The 14,579-nt window shown below is 66.6% G+C and carries 16 protein-coding genes and 1 pseudogene; 7 read left to right on the top strand and 10 right to left on the bottom strand.

Going from position 1 to position 14,579, the window contains the following annotated elements; translation table 11 throughout:
- Position 1 precedes the first annotated feature (1 nt).
- The gene (locus H276_RS0100085) at positions 2-1,174 is read right to left on the bottom strand and encodes a glycosyltransferase (RefSeq protein WP_026356402.1); all 1,173 of its coding nucleotides are present in this window, start codon (positions 1,172-1,174) and stop codon (positions 2-4) included.
- A gap of 42 nt (positions 1,175-1,216) precedes the next feature.
- Here H276_RS0100085 and H276_RS0100080 point away from each other — a divergent pair, with 42 nt between their 5' ends.
- Together H276_RS0100080 and H276_RS0100075 are read left to right on the top strand one after the other, a co-directional pair.
- Positions 1,217-1,678: a limonene-1,2-epoxide hydrolase family protein gene (locus H276_RS0100080; protein WP_019969272.1), complete on the top strand. Its 462-nt coding sequence runs from the start codon at positions 1,217-1,219 to the stop codon at positions 1,676-1,678.
- Between the two features lie 12 nt (positions 1,679-1,690).
- Positions 1,691-2,107 (top strand): DUF5313 domain-containing protein, encoded by a 417-nt coding sequence (locus H276_RS0100075; protein ID WP_019969271.1) that lies wholly within the window; start codon positions 1,691-1,693, stop codon positions 2,105-2,107.
- An 18-nt stretch (positions 2,108-2,125) separates the two neighbouring features.
- Here the strand turns inward: H276_RS0100075 and H276_RS0100070 are convergent, their stop codons facing one another.
- From H276_RS0100070 to pgsA, 5 genes are all read right to left on the bottom strand, one after another.
- Positions 2,126-2,944: a phage shock envelope stress response protein PspM gene (locus tag H276_RS0100070; RefSeq protein WP_026356401.1), complete on the bottom strand. Its 819-nt coding sequence runs from the start codon at positions 2,942-2,944 to the stop codon at positions 2,126-2,128.
- A gap of 18 nt (positions 2,945-2,962) precedes the next feature.
- Positions 2,963-3,766, bottom strand: a complete 804-nt coding sequence (gene pspA, locus H276_RS0100065; protein ID WP_019969269.1) for a phage shock protein PspA — start codon at positions 3,764-3,766, stop codon at positions 2,963-2,965.
- Positions 3,767-3,916: 150 nt separating this feature from the next.
- The gene (gene clgR / locus H276_RS0100060) at positions 3,917-4,228 is read right to left on the bottom strand and encodes a transcriptional regulator ClgR (protein WP_019969268.1); all 312 of its coding nucleotides are present in this window, start codon (positions 4,226-4,228) and stop codon (positions 3,917-3,919) included.
- A gap of 83 nt (positions 4,229-4,311) precedes the next feature.
- Positions 4,312-4,800 (bottom strand): CinA family protein, encoded by a 489-nt coding sequence (locus tag H276_RS0100055; RefSeq protein WP_019969267.1) that lies wholly within the window; start codon positions 4,798-4,800, stop codon positions 4,312-4,314.
- Positions 4,778-5,383 carry a CDP-diacylglycerol--glycerol-3-phosphate 3-phosphatidyltransferase gene (pgsA, locus tag H276_RS0100050; RefSeq protein ID WP_026356400.1) on the bottom strand — a complete coding sequence of 202 codons (606 nt, stop codon included), beginning with the start codon at positions 5,381-5,383 and terminating at the stop codon, positions 4,778-4,780. The genes H276_RS0100055 and pgsA overlap by 23 nt, the downstream gene beginning before the upstream one ends.
- An 81-nt stretch (positions 5,384-5,464) precedes the next feature.
- Here pgsA and H276_RS0100045 point away from each other — a divergent pair, with 81 nt between their 5' ends.
- Complete coding sequence (locus H276_RS0100045; RefSeq protein ID WP_026356399.1) at positions 5,465-5,947, top strand: amino-acid N-acetyltransferase; 483 nt, start codon at positions 5,465-5,467, stop codon at positions 5,945-5,947.
- A gap of 147 nt (positions 5,948-6,094) precedes the next feature.
- Here the strand turns inward: H276_RS0100045 and H276_RS0100040 are convergent.
- A pseudogene (locus H276_RS0100040) lies at positions 6,095-8,704 on the bottom strand (DNA translocase FtsK 4TM domain-containing protein); the annotation flags it as partial.
- A gap of 120 nt (positions 8,705-8,824) precedes the next feature.
- Between H276_RS0100040 and H276_RS0100035 the strand changes: the two are divergent.
- Together H276_RS0100035 and H276_RS0100030 are read left to right on the top strand one after the other, a co-directional pair.
- On the top strand, positions 8,825-9,139 hold the full coding sequence (locus H276_RS0100035; RefSeq protein WP_019969263.1) for a putative quinol monooxygenase: 315 nt from the start codon (positions 8,825-8,827) through the stop codon (positions 9,137-9,139).
- Between the two features lie 177 nt (positions 9,140-9,316).
- Positions 9,317-10,189, top strand: coding sequence for an SAM-dependent methyltransferase (locus H276_RS0100030; protein ID WP_026356397.1), 873 nt, complete (start codon positions 9,317-9,319; stop codon positions 10,187-10,189).
- Between the two features lie 14 nt (positions 10,190-10,203).
- Here H276_RS0100030 and H276_RS0100025 read toward each other — a convergent pair whose 3' ends face one another.
- Positions 10,204-10,806, bottom strand: coding sequence for a DUF2249 domain-containing protein (locus H276_RS0100025; RefSeq protein WP_019969261.1), 603 nt, complete (start codon positions 10,804-10,806; stop codon positions 10,204-10,206).
- A gap of 48 nt (positions 10,807-10,854) precedes the next feature.
- Here H276_RS0100025 and H276_RS0100020 point away from each other — a divergent pair, with 48 nt between their 5' ends.
- Positions 10,855-11,466: a metalloregulator ArsR/SmtB family transcription factor gene (locus H276_RS0100020; protein ID WP_036460375.1), complete on the top strand. Its 612-nt coding sequence runs from the start codon at positions 10,855-10,857 to the stop codon at positions 11,464-11,466.
- Positions 11,463-11,900 (top strand): hypothetical protein, encoded by a 438-nt coding sequence (locus H276_RS0100015; protein WP_019969259.1) that lies wholly within the window; start codon positions 11,463-11,465, stop codon positions 11,898-11,900. Before H276_RS0100020 ends, H276_RS0100015 begins: the two co-directional genes overlap by 4 nt.
- Here H276_RS0100015 and H276_RS0100010 read toward each other — a convergent pair.
- Together H276_RS0100010 and dapA are read right to left on the bottom strand one after the other, a co-directional pair.
- A complete protein-coding gene (locus H276_RS0100010) occupies positions 11,897-13,573 on the bottom strand; it encodes a ribonuclease J (RefSeq protein ID WP_019969258.1) in 1,677 nt (558 codons plus the stop codon). The two genes, H276_RS0100015 and H276_RS0100010, sit on opposite strands and share 4 nt — an antisense overlap.
- A gap of 9 nt (positions 13,574-13,582) precedes the next feature.
- Complete coding sequence (dapA, locus tag H276_RS0100005) at positions 13,583-14,485, bottom strand: 4-hydroxy-tetrahydrodipicolinate synthase (RefSeq protein ID WP_019969257.1); 903 nt, start codon at positions 14,483-14,485, stop codon at positions 13,583-13,585.
- Between the last annotated feature and the right edge of the window lie 94 nt (positions 14,486-14,579).

The following is a 14,579-nucleotide window of genomic DNA, read 5'->3' as shown; positions in this document are numbered from 1 at the left end:
CCTACCCAGCGGAAGCCAGGGCGTCGTGGCACACCCGCACCGGATCCGCCACACCGACCACCGACGCCCCGCCCTGCTGCGCGGCCCGGCGATACGCCGGCGAGCCGAGCACCTCGCCGACAGCTGTTGTCAGCGCCTCGGCTGTCAACGGCCGCACCAACTGGGCACTGCCCTGGCGCACCAGGCGATTGGCGATCTCCCACTGATCCCCACCGCCGGGTACCAGGACCATCGGCACGCCGGCCAGCAGGGTCTTGGACACCATGCCGTGTCCACCACCACAGATGACCAGATCGGCGTGGGCGAGCAGTTCGTCCTGTCGCCCCAGCCCGACCACAGCCCACGGCGGCACCCCGATATCGGCACCGCCCAGCCGCGACACCACCAGCCGCGACCCCTGAGGCAGGGTCTCCCCGGGCCGCAACGATTCCAATGCCAGCTCGGCCACCCCCTGCGTCCCGGTGGTCGCGGTGGATGGCGCCACGACCACGACCGGGCCCGGACCGGGCGGCACCGCCAGCACCGCGTCCGTCGGCTCGAAATGCAGCGGTCCGACCACGACCGCCTCCACCGGCCAGTCCGGGCGCGGCACCTCGAGTGCAGGCAGCGTCGCGATCAATCTGCGCAGCGGTCCCGGGTCGGTCGGCGGCAGACCGATGGCCACCCTGATCTCCGCGCGCTGCGCCAGCCCGGCCCGCCAGGACCGCGCCGTCAGTGCGCGCATCACGGAGTCGCGCAATCGGCCACGCAGCCCGACGCCTGGCGCCAGACCACTCCCCACGGGCGGCAGACCTTTCGACGGGAGATACAGCGGATGGGGGCTGAGCTCGACCCACGGCACCCCGAGCAATTCGGCGGCCAGCCCGCCGCAGGCCGTGATCACGTCAGAAACCACCAGGTCAGGGCCAAGTTCCCGGAGCCGAGGGACGTTGAGCACCGCCATCCGGGCCGCACGTCGATGGATCTTTGCCCCGGCGTCGGTGTCGTCGTCGCACGCGGTGGGGTCGAGCCCGCCGAGTTCGATCGCCTCGACACCGGCGGCGCGCGCCGTCTCCAGCCATTCCACCCCGGTCAGCAGGGTCGGCGCGTCTCCCGCGGCCAGGAACTTCAAACACAACGCCAGGGCCGGGAAGGCGTGCCCTGGATCGGGCCCGGCAACCACCGCTATGCGCATCCGGATTACCCTGCCACAGCCCAGGAGAACTAGGCTTCGGCCATGACTGACCAATCAACCGCTGCGGTGCAGACACCGCGGACGGGAGGAGCACACGAGGGCCCCGCCGGCACGGTCGAGATCTTCCTCAACGCACTCCAGGACGAGGACTTCGACACCGCCGAGAACGCGCTGGCCCAGAACCTGGTTTATCAGAACGTCGGATTGCCGACGATCTACGGGCGCAACCGGACGGTCAAATTGTTCCGCTCCATGCAGGGCCGCGTCGGTTTCGAGGTGAAAATCCACCGCATCGCCGCCGATGGTGCCTCGGTGCTCACCGAACGCACCGACGCCCTGATCTTCGGACCGTTGCGGCTGCAGTTCTGGGTGTGCGGGGTGTTCGAGGTACACGAAGGCCGGATCACGCTGTGGCGGGACTACTTCGACTTCCTGGACACGGCCAAGGCGACTGTCCGTGGTCTGGCCGGGATATTCATTCCGTCGCTGCGCGCGTCGCTATAGGAGACATAGATCATGGGCAAGACGACCGAACGCACCCGGCCGAATCTCATCCAGTTCCTGAAGTATTGCTGCGGACGCCGGCTGCCGGATTCGATGCTCGACTGGGTGCGCGAAGACCTTACCGGCAAGGGCGCCACACGCCGGATGATGCTGCGCGTACTCGTGCCCGCGTTGCTGATCCTGGCTCCATTCTGGCTGATCGACACGACGCTGTACGTACACCTGAGCATGACCGTGCCGATCCTGATCCCGTTCATCTACTTTTCGCATGCACTGAACAAGATCTGGCGCCGTCACATGCTGCGGGTGCACGGCCTCGACCCCAACCTGATCGACAAGATCGCGCGCGAGAAGAACGCGCACATCCACGAGGCCTATATCGAGAAGTACGGTCCCCGGTCGGGGCCGCCCAGCAGCTCCGCAGTGTGAGCACACCCGCCTGACCCGTCAGGCCTGACGCAACCGCCCGAGTTCGTCGAACGCTTGCGCCCACCCGCCGAGCCGGTCGGTGGCGTCGGTCAGCTCATTGCGGTAGCGCTGCTGGGACAACGGTGCCGTCGACGCCCGCCCATTGTTTGCCGCGGAGACGAGTTGCGCTGCAGCAGTGACCATTTCGTTGTACTGACGAACACCGTCGTGGAGTTGCGCGGTGAACGCGTTGATGGTGGGCACCAGGTGCCGGCGGGACTGCGGCGCATTGCTGATGGTCCGTTCCATCGACACCACCTCGGTCGCGGTGGCCGCCATGGTGCGGGCGGTCTGGTTGGCCACCGCGGTCAGCTCGCGCAGCTCGTCGGCGGGCAGCATCTGGCCGCGTTCCATCACCCCGAGTAGCGAGAACATGCCGCGCTCGGAGGCCAACAGGGTTGACATCGGCTGGCGCGCGGCCGAACCCCACGGCGGTAGCCGTCGGCCGGCGACCGGGCGTTCGGCAGGTAACGGCTCCGAACGCAGCCAGCGGTAGCGCAGCCACAGCAAGGTCGCGGGGAACGCCGCGCCCGCGGCGATCACGCCGGTGATGATCAGAACCCAGACCGGGGTGCTCCACGACGCGAGCACCGTCGTCACCAGCACCCAGAACCCGCAGGCAAGCGTGAAAAACACGCCGAGACGCCGTGTCCACCGCCGCTTGCGCAACAGCTTCGCCCGCGGGTCGGCGGCGGCACTGAGCTTTTCGGCCAACGCGCCGGACAGGTCGGCAGCGGTGTCGATACCTCGCTGCACCAACGACCACCAGGCGTCCACTCGACCGGTCTTGACAGCCATGATCACACCCCCGGCACGTTATTGGCCGAGCGGATTTTCGGGCGTCGCCTGTTCCGGATTGGCGGCAGGCGCAGCAGTGTTACCGCCGGCAGGCAGGGCATCGCCGCGCATCGACGCGCGGATCTGCTCCAATCGGGAGTGTCCGGCCATCTGCACGCTGGCCTGCTGCACCTCCAGCATGCGGCCCTGCACCGAATTCTGGGCGAGCTCCGCCGAGCCGATCGCGTTGGCGTAGCGCCGCTCGATCTTGTCGCGGACCTCGTCGAGGCTGGGGGTGTTGCCGGGCGCGGCGAGGTCGCTCATCGACCGCAGCGACGCACTGACCTGTTCCTGCATCTTGGCCTGCTCAAGCTGCGACAGCAGCTTGGTGCGTTCGGCGATCTTCTGCTGCAGCATCATCGCGTTCTGCTCGACGGCCTTCTTCGCCTGACCGGCGGCCTGCAGAGCCTGGTCGTGCAGGGTCTTGAGATCCTCGACGCCCTGTTCGGCGGTCACGAGCTGCGCGGCGAAGGCCTCGGCGGCATTGTTGTAGTCCGTGGCCTTGGCGGCGTCACCCGCGGCAGTCGCCTGGTCAGCCAGCGTCAGCGCCTGCCGGACGTTGACCTGAAGCTTCTCGATGTCGGCCAGCTGGCGGTTCAGCCGCATCTCCAGCTGACGCTGGTTGCCGATCACCTGGGCGGCCTGTTGGGTCAGCGCCTGGTGCTGGCGCTGCGCATCCTCGATGGCCTGCTGAATCTGCACCTTCGGATCGGCATATTCGTCGACCTTGGAGCTGAACAGCGCCATCAGGTACTTCCATGCCTTGGTGAACGGATTGGCCATGGGTTCGTTCCGCCTTTGTTGAGTCGGGCCCGACTGCCCGGGCCAGGGTGACCCCTTGTCGGTCGGGTCATCGTGCGTCAGATGCCAACTTATCGGGTTCGAGCAGACCGCCACAGCCCCCGCGGGCGTTTCGCGCGGATGCGTGCCCGCTCAGGCAACCGCCATCACTGCCGGCTGCGGAATCACCACCTTGGTCGCGGCGTCGATATGAGCCAGCTGGGACTGTTCGCGGTGAGCCATGCGCTCCCCGGCGTCTGTCAGCACACGCGAGAGCCGCATGTCGAGGGCATCGCAGATGGAGCTGAGCAATTCGCTGGACGCCTCCTTACGGCCGCGTTCCACCTCCGACAGATACCCGAGGCTGACCCTGGCGGCATCCGAGACCTCACGCAGGGTGCGACCCTGCTCGGTGCGGGCGTCACGCAGCACGTCACCGATCACTTCACGCAGCAATTCCGTCATCGCGCCCTCCTTCGGGTACCTAGTTGACGGTCGTCACTTGCCAAACGCTGTGACCCACCGGGATGGTTCCCGCCGCACAAAACTCACTGCTGCTCGACGAGCCGGCGCAACCGGGAGATCGCCTCGTTGACCGCGGCCACCCGGATATCCCAGCGCGAACCGGACAGCCTGAGCTCGACCACCTCGGTGTCGACCGGCCCGGCCAGACCCAAAAACACTGTTCCCGGCGCGTGCCCGCCGTGCGGTTCGGGGCCCGCCACCCCCGTCAGGCCAACGCCCCACGTGGCGGCGCACCGTTGTCTCGCGCCGACTGCCAGTGCCCGTGCGGTGGGTGCCGCAACCGGTCCGACGGCGTCGAGCACCTGCGGCGCCACGCCGGCCAGCCAGATCTTGGTGTTCTCGGTGTAGGTGACAAGACCGCCGTGCAGCACGGCGCTGGCGCCGGGCACGCCGGCCAGCGTGGCTGCGAGCAGTCCACCGGTCAGTGATTCGGCGGTGGCCACGCTCTGGCCGTTCACCGTCAAATCGGCGACGAGCGTGCGTGCATCGTCAGTTACGAGTGGATCGTCCACGTGAGTTCCTGATCGCCGAAACCACATAGTCAGCGCCGGTGACCACGGTCAGCACCACCGCCGCCCACATTGTCACCCACGCCACCGTCAGCCACATCGCCGGCCAGTTGTGCAGCGGCAACACGAACAACCCGATCGCCACGGCCTGCACCAGCGTCTTGAGCTTGCCACCGCGGCTGGCCGGGATGACACCATGCCGCAACACCATGAAACGCAGGATCGTGATTCCGATCTCACGCACCAAGATCACGCCGGTGACCCACCACGGTAAGTCGCCCAGCAGCGACAGACCGACCAACGCCGAACCGATCAGGGCCTTGTCGGCGATCGGGTCGGCCAGGGTGCCGAACTCGGTGACCACGCCGTAGCTGCGCGCCAGCGACCCGTCGAACCGATCGGTGATCACCGCGACCACAAACACCGCGAAAGCGGCCAACCGCCAGACCGTTTCATGACCGTCACCGACGAACAGCAGCAGCAGGAAGACCGGCACCAATACCAGCCGGACTCCGGTGAGGATGTTGGGGAGACTGGCCACCAGGGCATGCGGCACCACCGGATCGGTAGAAGGTGGGCCTGGCACCGAAACAGAATATCGGTTGGCGAAACCGATACTCTTCCAGCTGTGAACGAAGCCAGCGCGCCACCGGCGGCCAGCCCCGTGGTGCGCCGGGCCCGCACCTCCGATGTCCCGCGGATCAAGGACCTCGTGGACATCTACGCCGGCAAGATTCTCCTCGAAAAGAACCTGGTCACGCTGTACGAGGCGGTCCAGGAATTCTGGGTGGTGGAGGCCGACGGTGAGCTGGTCGGCTGCGGTGCGCTGCACGTGTTGTGGGCAGACCTCGGGGAAGTGCGCACTGTCGCGGTGCATCCCAAGGTCCGCGGAACCGGAGTCGGACACGTTCTGCTCGAGCAGTTGCTCAACGCGGCGCGGGATCTACACCTGCAACGGATCTTCGTGCTGACCTTCGAGGTGGAATTCTTCGGCCGCCATGGCTTCCAGGAGATCGACGGCACCCCGGTGACCGCGGAGGTGTACGAGGAGATGCGTCGCTCATACGACACCGGTGTCGCCGAGTTCCTCGACCTGTCCTACGTCAAACCCAACACCCTCGGGAACACCCGAATGCTGTTGACGCTGTGAAGCGGCGCTGACCGACACTGTCGAAAAGTACCGACCGGACGTTCTTTAGGCCGATTCGTCCTTTCGGCGGTTTGTCACGCTGGAGTGACCGTCGGGGGCGAGCGCCACTCCAGCGTGACAAACCGGCGCGCAGGGCCGTGCAACCGCTCAGAACTCCTCGTCCTCCTCGGGTTCGGCGCCGTTGGCGTCGGCTCCGCCGCGGATGAGCGCCAGCGTGCCGGCCAGTTCGTCGGGCTTGACCAACACCTCGCGGGCCTTGGAGCCCTCGGACGGCCCGACGATCTGACGGGTTTCCATCAGGTCCATCAGGCGGCCTGCCTTCGCGAAGCCGACGCGCAGCTTGCGCTGCAGCATCGAGGTGGACCCGAACTGCGAGGACACCACGAGTTCGACAGCCTGCAGAAAGACGTCGAGGTCGTCGCCGATGTCGGGGTCGACATCCTTGCGTTCGCCTGCCTTGACTGCCGTGACGCCGTCGACGAACTCCGGCTCGGCCTGAGCTTTGGTGGCCTCGACGACGGCGTGGATCTCCTCATCGGTGATGAACGCGCCCTGCATACGCAGCGCTTTGTTGGCGCCCATCGGCAGGAACAGGCCGTCACCCATGCCGATGAGCTTCTCGGCGCCCGGCTGGTCCAGGATGACGCGGCTGTCGGTCAGCGAGGAAGTCGCGAACGCCAATCGGGACGGCACGTTGGTCTTGATCAGACCGGTGACGACGTCGACCGACGGCCGCTGGGTGGCCAGCACCAGGTGGATGCCTGCGGCACGGGCCTTCTGCGTGATGCGGACGATGGCGTCCTCAACGTCGCGCGGCGCGGTCATCATCAAGTCGGCGAGCTCGTCGACGATCGCAAGGATGTACGGGTAGGGCTTGTACACGCGCTCGCTGCCCAGCGGCGTGCTGATCTCGCCGGTGCGCACCTTCTCGTTGAACACGTCGATGTGGCGCACCCGGGACGACTTCATGTCCTGGTAACGCTGTTCCATCTCCTCGACCAGCCAAGCCAGCGCCGCCGCGGCCTTCTTCGGCTCGGTGATGATCGGCGTGATCAGGTGCGGAATGCCTTCGTAGGGCGTGAGTTCCACCATCTTGGGGTCGATCAGGATCATCCTGACCTCGTCCGGGGTGGCCCGCGCAAGCAGCGAGACCAGCATCGAGTTGACGAAACTGGACTTACCCGAACCGGTCGAGCCGGCTACCAGCAGGTGCGGCATCTTGGCCAGGTTGGCCGAGATGAAGTCACCCTCGATGTCCTTGCCCAGTCCGATCACCAACGGGTGGTGGTCCCGACGTGTCGACGGCGCGGTGAGCACGTCGGACAACCGCACCATCTCACGGTCGGTGTTGGGTACCTCGATGCCCACCGCCGACTTGCCCGGGATCGGTGCCAGCATGCGGACGCTCTCGGTGGCCACGGCGTAAGCGATGTTGCGATGTAGCGCGGTGATTTTCTCGACCTTGACGCCCGGCCCGAGTTCCACCTCGTAGCGCGTGACGGTCGGGCCGCGGGTGCACCCGGTGACGGCAGCATCGACCTTGAACTGTTCGAGAACCGACGATATGGCGTCGGTCATCTGATCGTTGGCCGCTGTGCGCAGCTTCGGCGGGTCACCGGCGACCAACAGATCCAGCGACGGCAGCGTGTACGGGCCCTCGACCACCCGGTCGACCACGAGAGTGTCGTCGGCTTTCTTGGCCGGCTTCGGCTCAACAGCCTTCTTGCGGCGCGGTTTGACAGCGGGCTCGGGAACCGTTGGCGCTTCGGCCTCTTCGGCCAGCGGGTAGTTCTCCATCGGCGTGCCGGTCAGCGCCTTGGGCGCCTCGATGGCGGCGGTGGGCCAGGTCTTGGCCTGATCCGGGGTGTACACCGGGTCGTCGTAGTAGCCGTCGGAGAAGTCGTCGTCCGGCTCCGCATCGGCGTACTCGTCGTCGTAGTACTCGTCGTACTCGGCGTCGTCATCGAATGCACGGGTCCGGAACATCGCGCGCAATGTCGCTGGCACTTCGCGGATCGTTGTGCCGGTGATCAGGAGCACGCCGAACAGCACACCGATGAAGAGCAACGGCGCGGCGATCCACACGGTCAGTCCGTCGGAGAGCGGTCCCCCGATGGCGAATCCGACGAATCCGGCCGCCAGCCGGCGTCCGGCGGGGTCCTCCGGAGACCCCGCCCACAGGTGCCACAGACCCAGCGCCGGCAGCGCGATCATGGCCGAGCCCAGCATCATCCGCGGGCGCGAATCCGGGTCGGGTTCGGTGCGCATCAACACGACGGCGACACCGGCGAGCACGATCGGGACGAGCACGACGGGCTCACCGACGACGGTCCGCAATGCGGTGTCTATCCAGGCACCGACCGGACGGGCCGCATCGAACCAAGAACTGGCCGCGACCACCACGGCGACACCCAGAAGTGCCAGCGCCAGCCCATCACGCCGATGTCCCGGTTCGATCTCGCGCGCCCGGCCGACCGAGCGTGCGGTCGAACCAGCGCCTTTGGCCAGCATCAGCCACCCGGCTCGCGCACCACGGCCGAGTTTCTGTCCGGCGACGGCCACCGGAGACGACTGGGAGCGACGAGCCGGCTTCCGCTGCGCTGAAGCCGGGCGGGGTGACGCCTGACGCCCGGATCGTGAGCCGGGCTTTGACCTGCTCGAACGGGCTCCAGATCGCGCCGCGGTCTTGTTAGCCATGCCTGTCAGCCTAGTCGCAGTGGCCTCATATTCACCATCTGCCACACAGGTCACAGATAGGCCACACTTCGCCATCGTCATCTGGGTCAATGTGGCGTGACAACAACGGGTATGACCCAGACCGCACCGGCATGAGTAGGCTGGACACCTGTCCGGCCATGCCACCGAGGAGTCTGCCCCATGCCAGTTGTCGTCGTCGCCACCATGAAGGCCAAGCCCGAGTCGGTCGAGGCCGTGCGAGACGCCTGTACGAAGGCCATCGAGGCGGTGCACAACGAGCCGGGGTGTGAGCTGTACTCGCTGCACGAGGCCGACGGCACCTTCGTCTTCGTCGAGCAGTGGACCGACGCCGACGCACTGAAGACGCACAGCACGGCCCCCGCGATCGGAACCCTGTTCGGCACGGTCGGTGAACTCCTCGACGGTGCGCCCGACATCAAGGTGCTGCAGCCGGTCGTCGCCGGGGACCCGGCCAAGGGCCAGCTGCGGCCCTGATGGTGGCCGACGGCCGCGACGGTCACCCTCGTCGAGGAGACCGGCGCACACAACACCGTCGAGGTGGCGTTCCCGACGATGGTGGAGCAGGGCGAGGGTGGTTCGATCGTCCTGATCAGCTCAGCGGCCGGGCTGATCGACGTGGGTGCCGGTGACCGCGGGTATCGTCAACAAGCGATGAGCCGCACAGATCCCGTAGCTCAAACTGCTTTAGGCCCAATGGTGTTGGCCGCCACTGAGCAGTACGAGGGTCCACGGCGGCTGGTTGACGACGATCTGGCAGAGTCATTTCTGCCGACGCCGCTGCGCGCCATGACCCGATTGATGCGCTGGCGCATGCCCCGCGAATGGTCCATCCGCGCCGCGGAACGGTCCCAGCCCGGTCTGTGGGCAAACTTGTCCTGCCGCAAGCGATTCATCGACGAGAAGCTCGACGCCGCACTTCCCGACATCGACGCCGTGGTGATCCTCGGCGCCGGCATGGACACCCGCGCCTACCGACTGGCGCGGCACAGCGCCATCCCGGTCTTCGAGGTGGACCTTCCGGTCAACATCGACCGCAAACGCGCCGTGGTGCGCCGGGCGCTCGGCGCGGTTCCGGATTCGGTGCGACTGATACCCGTCGACTTCGAACACGACGACCTCGCTACCCAACTCTCCAGGTACGGCCACCACACGTCGGACCGCACGTTCTTCGCATGGGAGGGTGTGACCCAGTACCTCACCGAGGCCGGCGTGCGGGCCACGTTCGACTACCTGGGCACGGCCGTACCGGGCAGCCGGTTGGTGTTCACCTATGTCCGTGCCGATTTCATCGACGGTACCCACCGCTACGGCGCCGAATCGCTGTATCGCAGGTTCTGCGTTCGCCGGCAGATCTGGCGGTTCGGGCTGAACCCCGAAGATATCGCGCCGTTCATCGAGCCGTACGGCTGGCAGCTGATCGAGCAGGCCGGCCCGGACTATCTGATCGAGCACTACGTCAACCCTGCCGGACGCAAACTCGGTGCGTCACAAGTGGAGTGGACGGCTTACGCGCTGCGACAGTAACCGACCGCGCTCGCTCAGCCCACCTTCGCCGGCACGGCGGGCTCCAACACCAATGCCTGCCGCCGCTGATGCACGGTCAGATACCGCAACCCATCCGGGCCTGCCGCGAACTGCCTGCGGGACCGCTTCGGCAGCCACACGACATCCCCCGGGCGTAACTCGACGCCGCCAAGCTCGGTGATGAGCCGACCGGATCCGCCCAGCACGTGGATGAGCACGTCGAGATCGGGGCCCGTGTGCGCATCGATGCCCGCACCGGGAGCCAACACGATGATGTTGGAATCGAGCCCGCGGTCATGCATCTGCAGCTTCCACACCGCACCGGTCATATCGGTGGCGGCAGGGTTCGCGGCATTGGTGTTGGTCAGTACGCGCGGTAATGGGTTTGCCGCCAGTTTGGTGATTCTGATGCGCCAGACCTGCGGGCCCGACTGGACGTACTCCCAGTCGTAGCTCCCGGGGTGGTCCACCTCGAACTCGTCGTGCAGGTGCCGGGGGTCGTGGTTGTTGACCAGGATGAGCGCGGCACCTACCGGCAGGCTGGCGTACGCGGCGAAGATCGCGGGGTGCTTGTCCGGCTTGGGCAGCCCCCGGACGTCGAGTTCGTGCTCGGTCATGAGTTAAAGTTTATACAGATCAGCATTGTGAAAACCAGGAGGACTGTGATGAGTCGACGCGCCGACGTCCTCGAGATCCTCCGTTCGGCTTCCGCACCCATGACCATCATCGAGCTTGCCGATGCGCTCGACGTGCACCCCAACACCGCCCGGTTCCACCTGGAGGCGCTCCTGGATGCGGGACAAGTAGAGCGGGTGGACGCCGATCACCGCGGACCGGGCCGCCCACCCCAGTTGTTCCGCGCGGCCCGCCGCATGGATCCCGGTGGTCCGACCCGCTACCTCGTGCTTGCCGACATCCTCACCCAGGGCCTGGCGGCAGAGCAGGATCCCGGCGCGCGGGCTCTCGACATCGGTCGTGCGTGGGGACGCGGGGTCCCCCAACCGAAGTCGGATACCCCGGCGGGCGCTCTGGTGGGGTTGCTCGACGAATTCGGCTTCGCCCCTGAACGATCCGTGAGTGATGAGGTCCGGTTGCGACACTGCCCATTCCTCGCGCTCGCCGAAACCCGCGCGACAGTGGTATGTCCGATCCATCTAGGCCTCATGCAGGGCGCCCTGGAAAGCTGGCGGTCACCGGTCAGCGTGGACCGGCTCGACGCATTCGTCGAACCAGACGTCTGTCTGGTTCACCTCACCACCGAAGGAGATACCCGATGAACACCGCCGCAGCCGTGGCAGTCGCCGTCACTTACTGCTGGATCGGCATGGTGCTGGCGATCTCGTTCCTGGAGGCTCCGCTGAAGTTCCGCGCGCCGGGCGTCACCCTGCAGATCGGGCTCGGCATTGGACGGCTGGTGTTCCGCGCTCTCAACGCAACCGAAATAGTCTTTGCGGCAATCGTCATCGTCACTCTCGCGATCGATCGACCGTCAGCTGCGGCCACCGCCGCATTCGTGATCGCCATCGCCTCGCTCGCGGTGCAACTGCTGGCGGTGCGCCCCAAGCTGACGCAACGCTCCGACGTCGTGCTCACCGCCATCCCGGGTCAAGCGCCGATCGGGCGTTCCCGCGTGCACTACGTCTACGTCGCGCTGGAGGCCGTCAAGATCGTCGGCCTGCTTATCGGCGGAATTCTGCTCCTGGCGGGCTAGATCTCGATCACGGTCGGCACGATCATCGGCTGCCGACGATAGGTATCGCCCACCCACTTGCCGACCGTGCGACGCACCGCCTGCGCGATCCTGGTCGGATCGGTGATGTTATCGGCGGCAAGGCTTTCCAGTTCCCGCTCGACCTTCTGCGCAACCGATTCCAGTGCCTTGGGGTCCTCGGAGAAGCCGCGGGAATGCAGATGCGCCGGCCCCGCGGGACGCCCGGTCCCCCGATGCACGACGACCGTCACAGCCACGAAACCCGAGGAGAGAATGAGTCGTTCACCGAGCGTCGCGTCGCCCACATCGCCGGTGATGAGCCCGTCGACGAACATCTTGCCGACCGTCACCGCCCCGGATATCGATGCCCTGCCGGCGACCAGATCCACACTGACGCCGTTTTCGGCGATCACGATGTTCTCCCGCGGCACCCCGGTACGTGCGGCCAGCGCCGCGTTGGCCCGCAGATGCCGCCAGGTGCCGTGCACCGGCATCACGTTGCGCGGGCGCACACCGTTGTACAGGAACAGCAACTCGCCCGCATAGGCGTGCCCGGAAACGTGAACGCGCGCTTGGGCATTGGTGACCACTCTGGCGCCGATCTTGGCCAGCGCATCGATCACGCCGTAAACGGCCTCCTCATTGCCCGGAATGAGCGACGACGACAGGATGATCAGGTCGCCCGCAGTCAACGTGATGCTGCGGTGCTCACCGCGCGACATTCGCGACAGTGCGGCCATCGGCTCGCCCTGGGTTCCGGTGGTGATCAGCACCACCTTCTCCGCCGGCATCATCTCCGCCGCAGCGATATCGAGGATGTCGGAGTCTTCGACCCGCAGGTAGCCCAGGTCACGGGCGATGCCCATATTGCGCACCATGGATCGGCCGACGAACGACACCTTGCGGCCCAGAGCCACTGCCGCATCGATGATCTGCTGCACCCGGTCGACATTCGAAGCGAAGCACGCGACGATCACCCGGCCGTCGGCACCGCGGATCAACCGGTGCAGCGTCGGGCCCACCTCGCTCTCCGACGGGCTGACACCCGGCTGTTCGGAGTTGGTGGAATCGCACAGAAACAGGTCGACACCGGAGTCCCCCAGCCTCGACATACCGGGCAGGTCGGTGGGACGACCGTCGAGGGGCATCTGGTCGAGTTTGATGTCGCCGGTGTGCAGCACCGTGCCCGCGCCGGTGTGGATGGCGACCGCCAGGCACCCGGGAATTGAGTGGTTGACGGCGAAGTACTCGCATTCGAAAACGCCGTGCGTGCTGCTCTGCCGTTCGGCAACCTCCACGAGCACGGGTTTGATCCGGTGTTCGCGGCATTTCTCGCGCACCAGGGCGATGGTGAACTTCGAGCCAACCACCGGAATGTCGGGCCGCAGCTTGAGTAGGAACGGGATAGCGCCGATGTGATCCTCGTGCGCATGGGTGACGACGAGCGCCTCGACATCGTCGAGCCGATGCTCGATGTGCCGCAGGTCGGGCAGGATCAGGTCGACACCCGGCTCGTCATGACCCGGGAACAACACCCCGCAGTCGACGATGAGCAGCCGACCTAAGTGCTCGAAAACGGTCATGTTGCGCCCGATTTCGCTGATGCCGCCCAGCGCGGTGACTCGAAGCCCTCCAGGGGCCAGCGGCTCGGGCGGTGCGAGATCGGTGCTCAACGGCCCGCCCTACCTGAGCACCGTTGCGGCACGCATATCGGCGGCCAGCGCCTCGATCTCGTCCGGCGCAGCCGGGATCTGCGGCAGCCGGGGTTCACCGACATCGATGCCCTGCAACCGCAGACCTGCTTTGGACATCGTCACACCCCCCAGCCGGGACTGCGCGGCGGCCAGCGGGCCCAGCGCGACGTTGATCTTGCGGGCGGTGGCGACGTCACCGGAATTGAACGCGGACAACATGTCCCGCAACTGCCCCGCGGCCAGATGACCCCAGACACTGACGAAACCGACCGCACCCATGGCCAGCCACGGGAGGTTGAGCGCATCGTCGCCCGAGTAGTACGTCAGGCCCGTCTCGGCGATGATCTGCGCCCCGCCCGGCAAGTCGCCCTTGGCATCCTTGACACCCACGATGTTCGGGTGTTCGGCGAGCTTGCGGATGGTGTCCCACTCGATCGGAATCGAGGACCGCGGTGGAATGTCGTAGAGCAGGATCGGCAGATCGGTGGCATCGGCGACTGCAGTGAAGTGCGCGACCAGCCCCGCCTGAGGCGGCCGGGAGTAATACGGCGTGACCACCAGTAGGCCGTGCGCGCCGGCGTCGGCGCTGGCCTTGGCCAGGTGCACGCTATGTGCGGTGTCGTAGCTGCCGGCACCGGCGATGATGCGGGCCCGGTCACCAACCGCGTCGAGCACCGCGCGCAGCAGCGCCACCTTCTCGTCGTCGGTGGTCGTCGGCGATTCACCGGTGGTCCCCGACACCACCAGACCGTCACAACCGGTGTCGACCAGGTGAACGGCCAGCTCGGCTGCGGTATCGAGGTCAAGCGAGCCGTCGGACTTGAACGGCGTCACCATTGCGGTCAACACAGTGCCCAACTGGGCGGTGACGTCAATTCCGCTGGTGCTCACGCGCCAAGATTACCCGCTCCCCTTCACGCTTCCGTCGCGATGTCGTCCGGTCACCCCGGCATGCCTCCCGTGGCCATTCCAGACGGGCCACTCC

The sequence above is a fragment of the Mycobacterium sp. 141 genome (assembly GCF_000382405.1).
Taxonomy (GTDB): Bacteria; Actinomycetota; Actinomycetes; order Mycobacteriales; family Mycobacteriaceae; genus Mycobacterium.
Note: the sequence above shows the minus strand (reverse complement) of the source record. Positions and strands in the feature narration are given on the sequence as shown.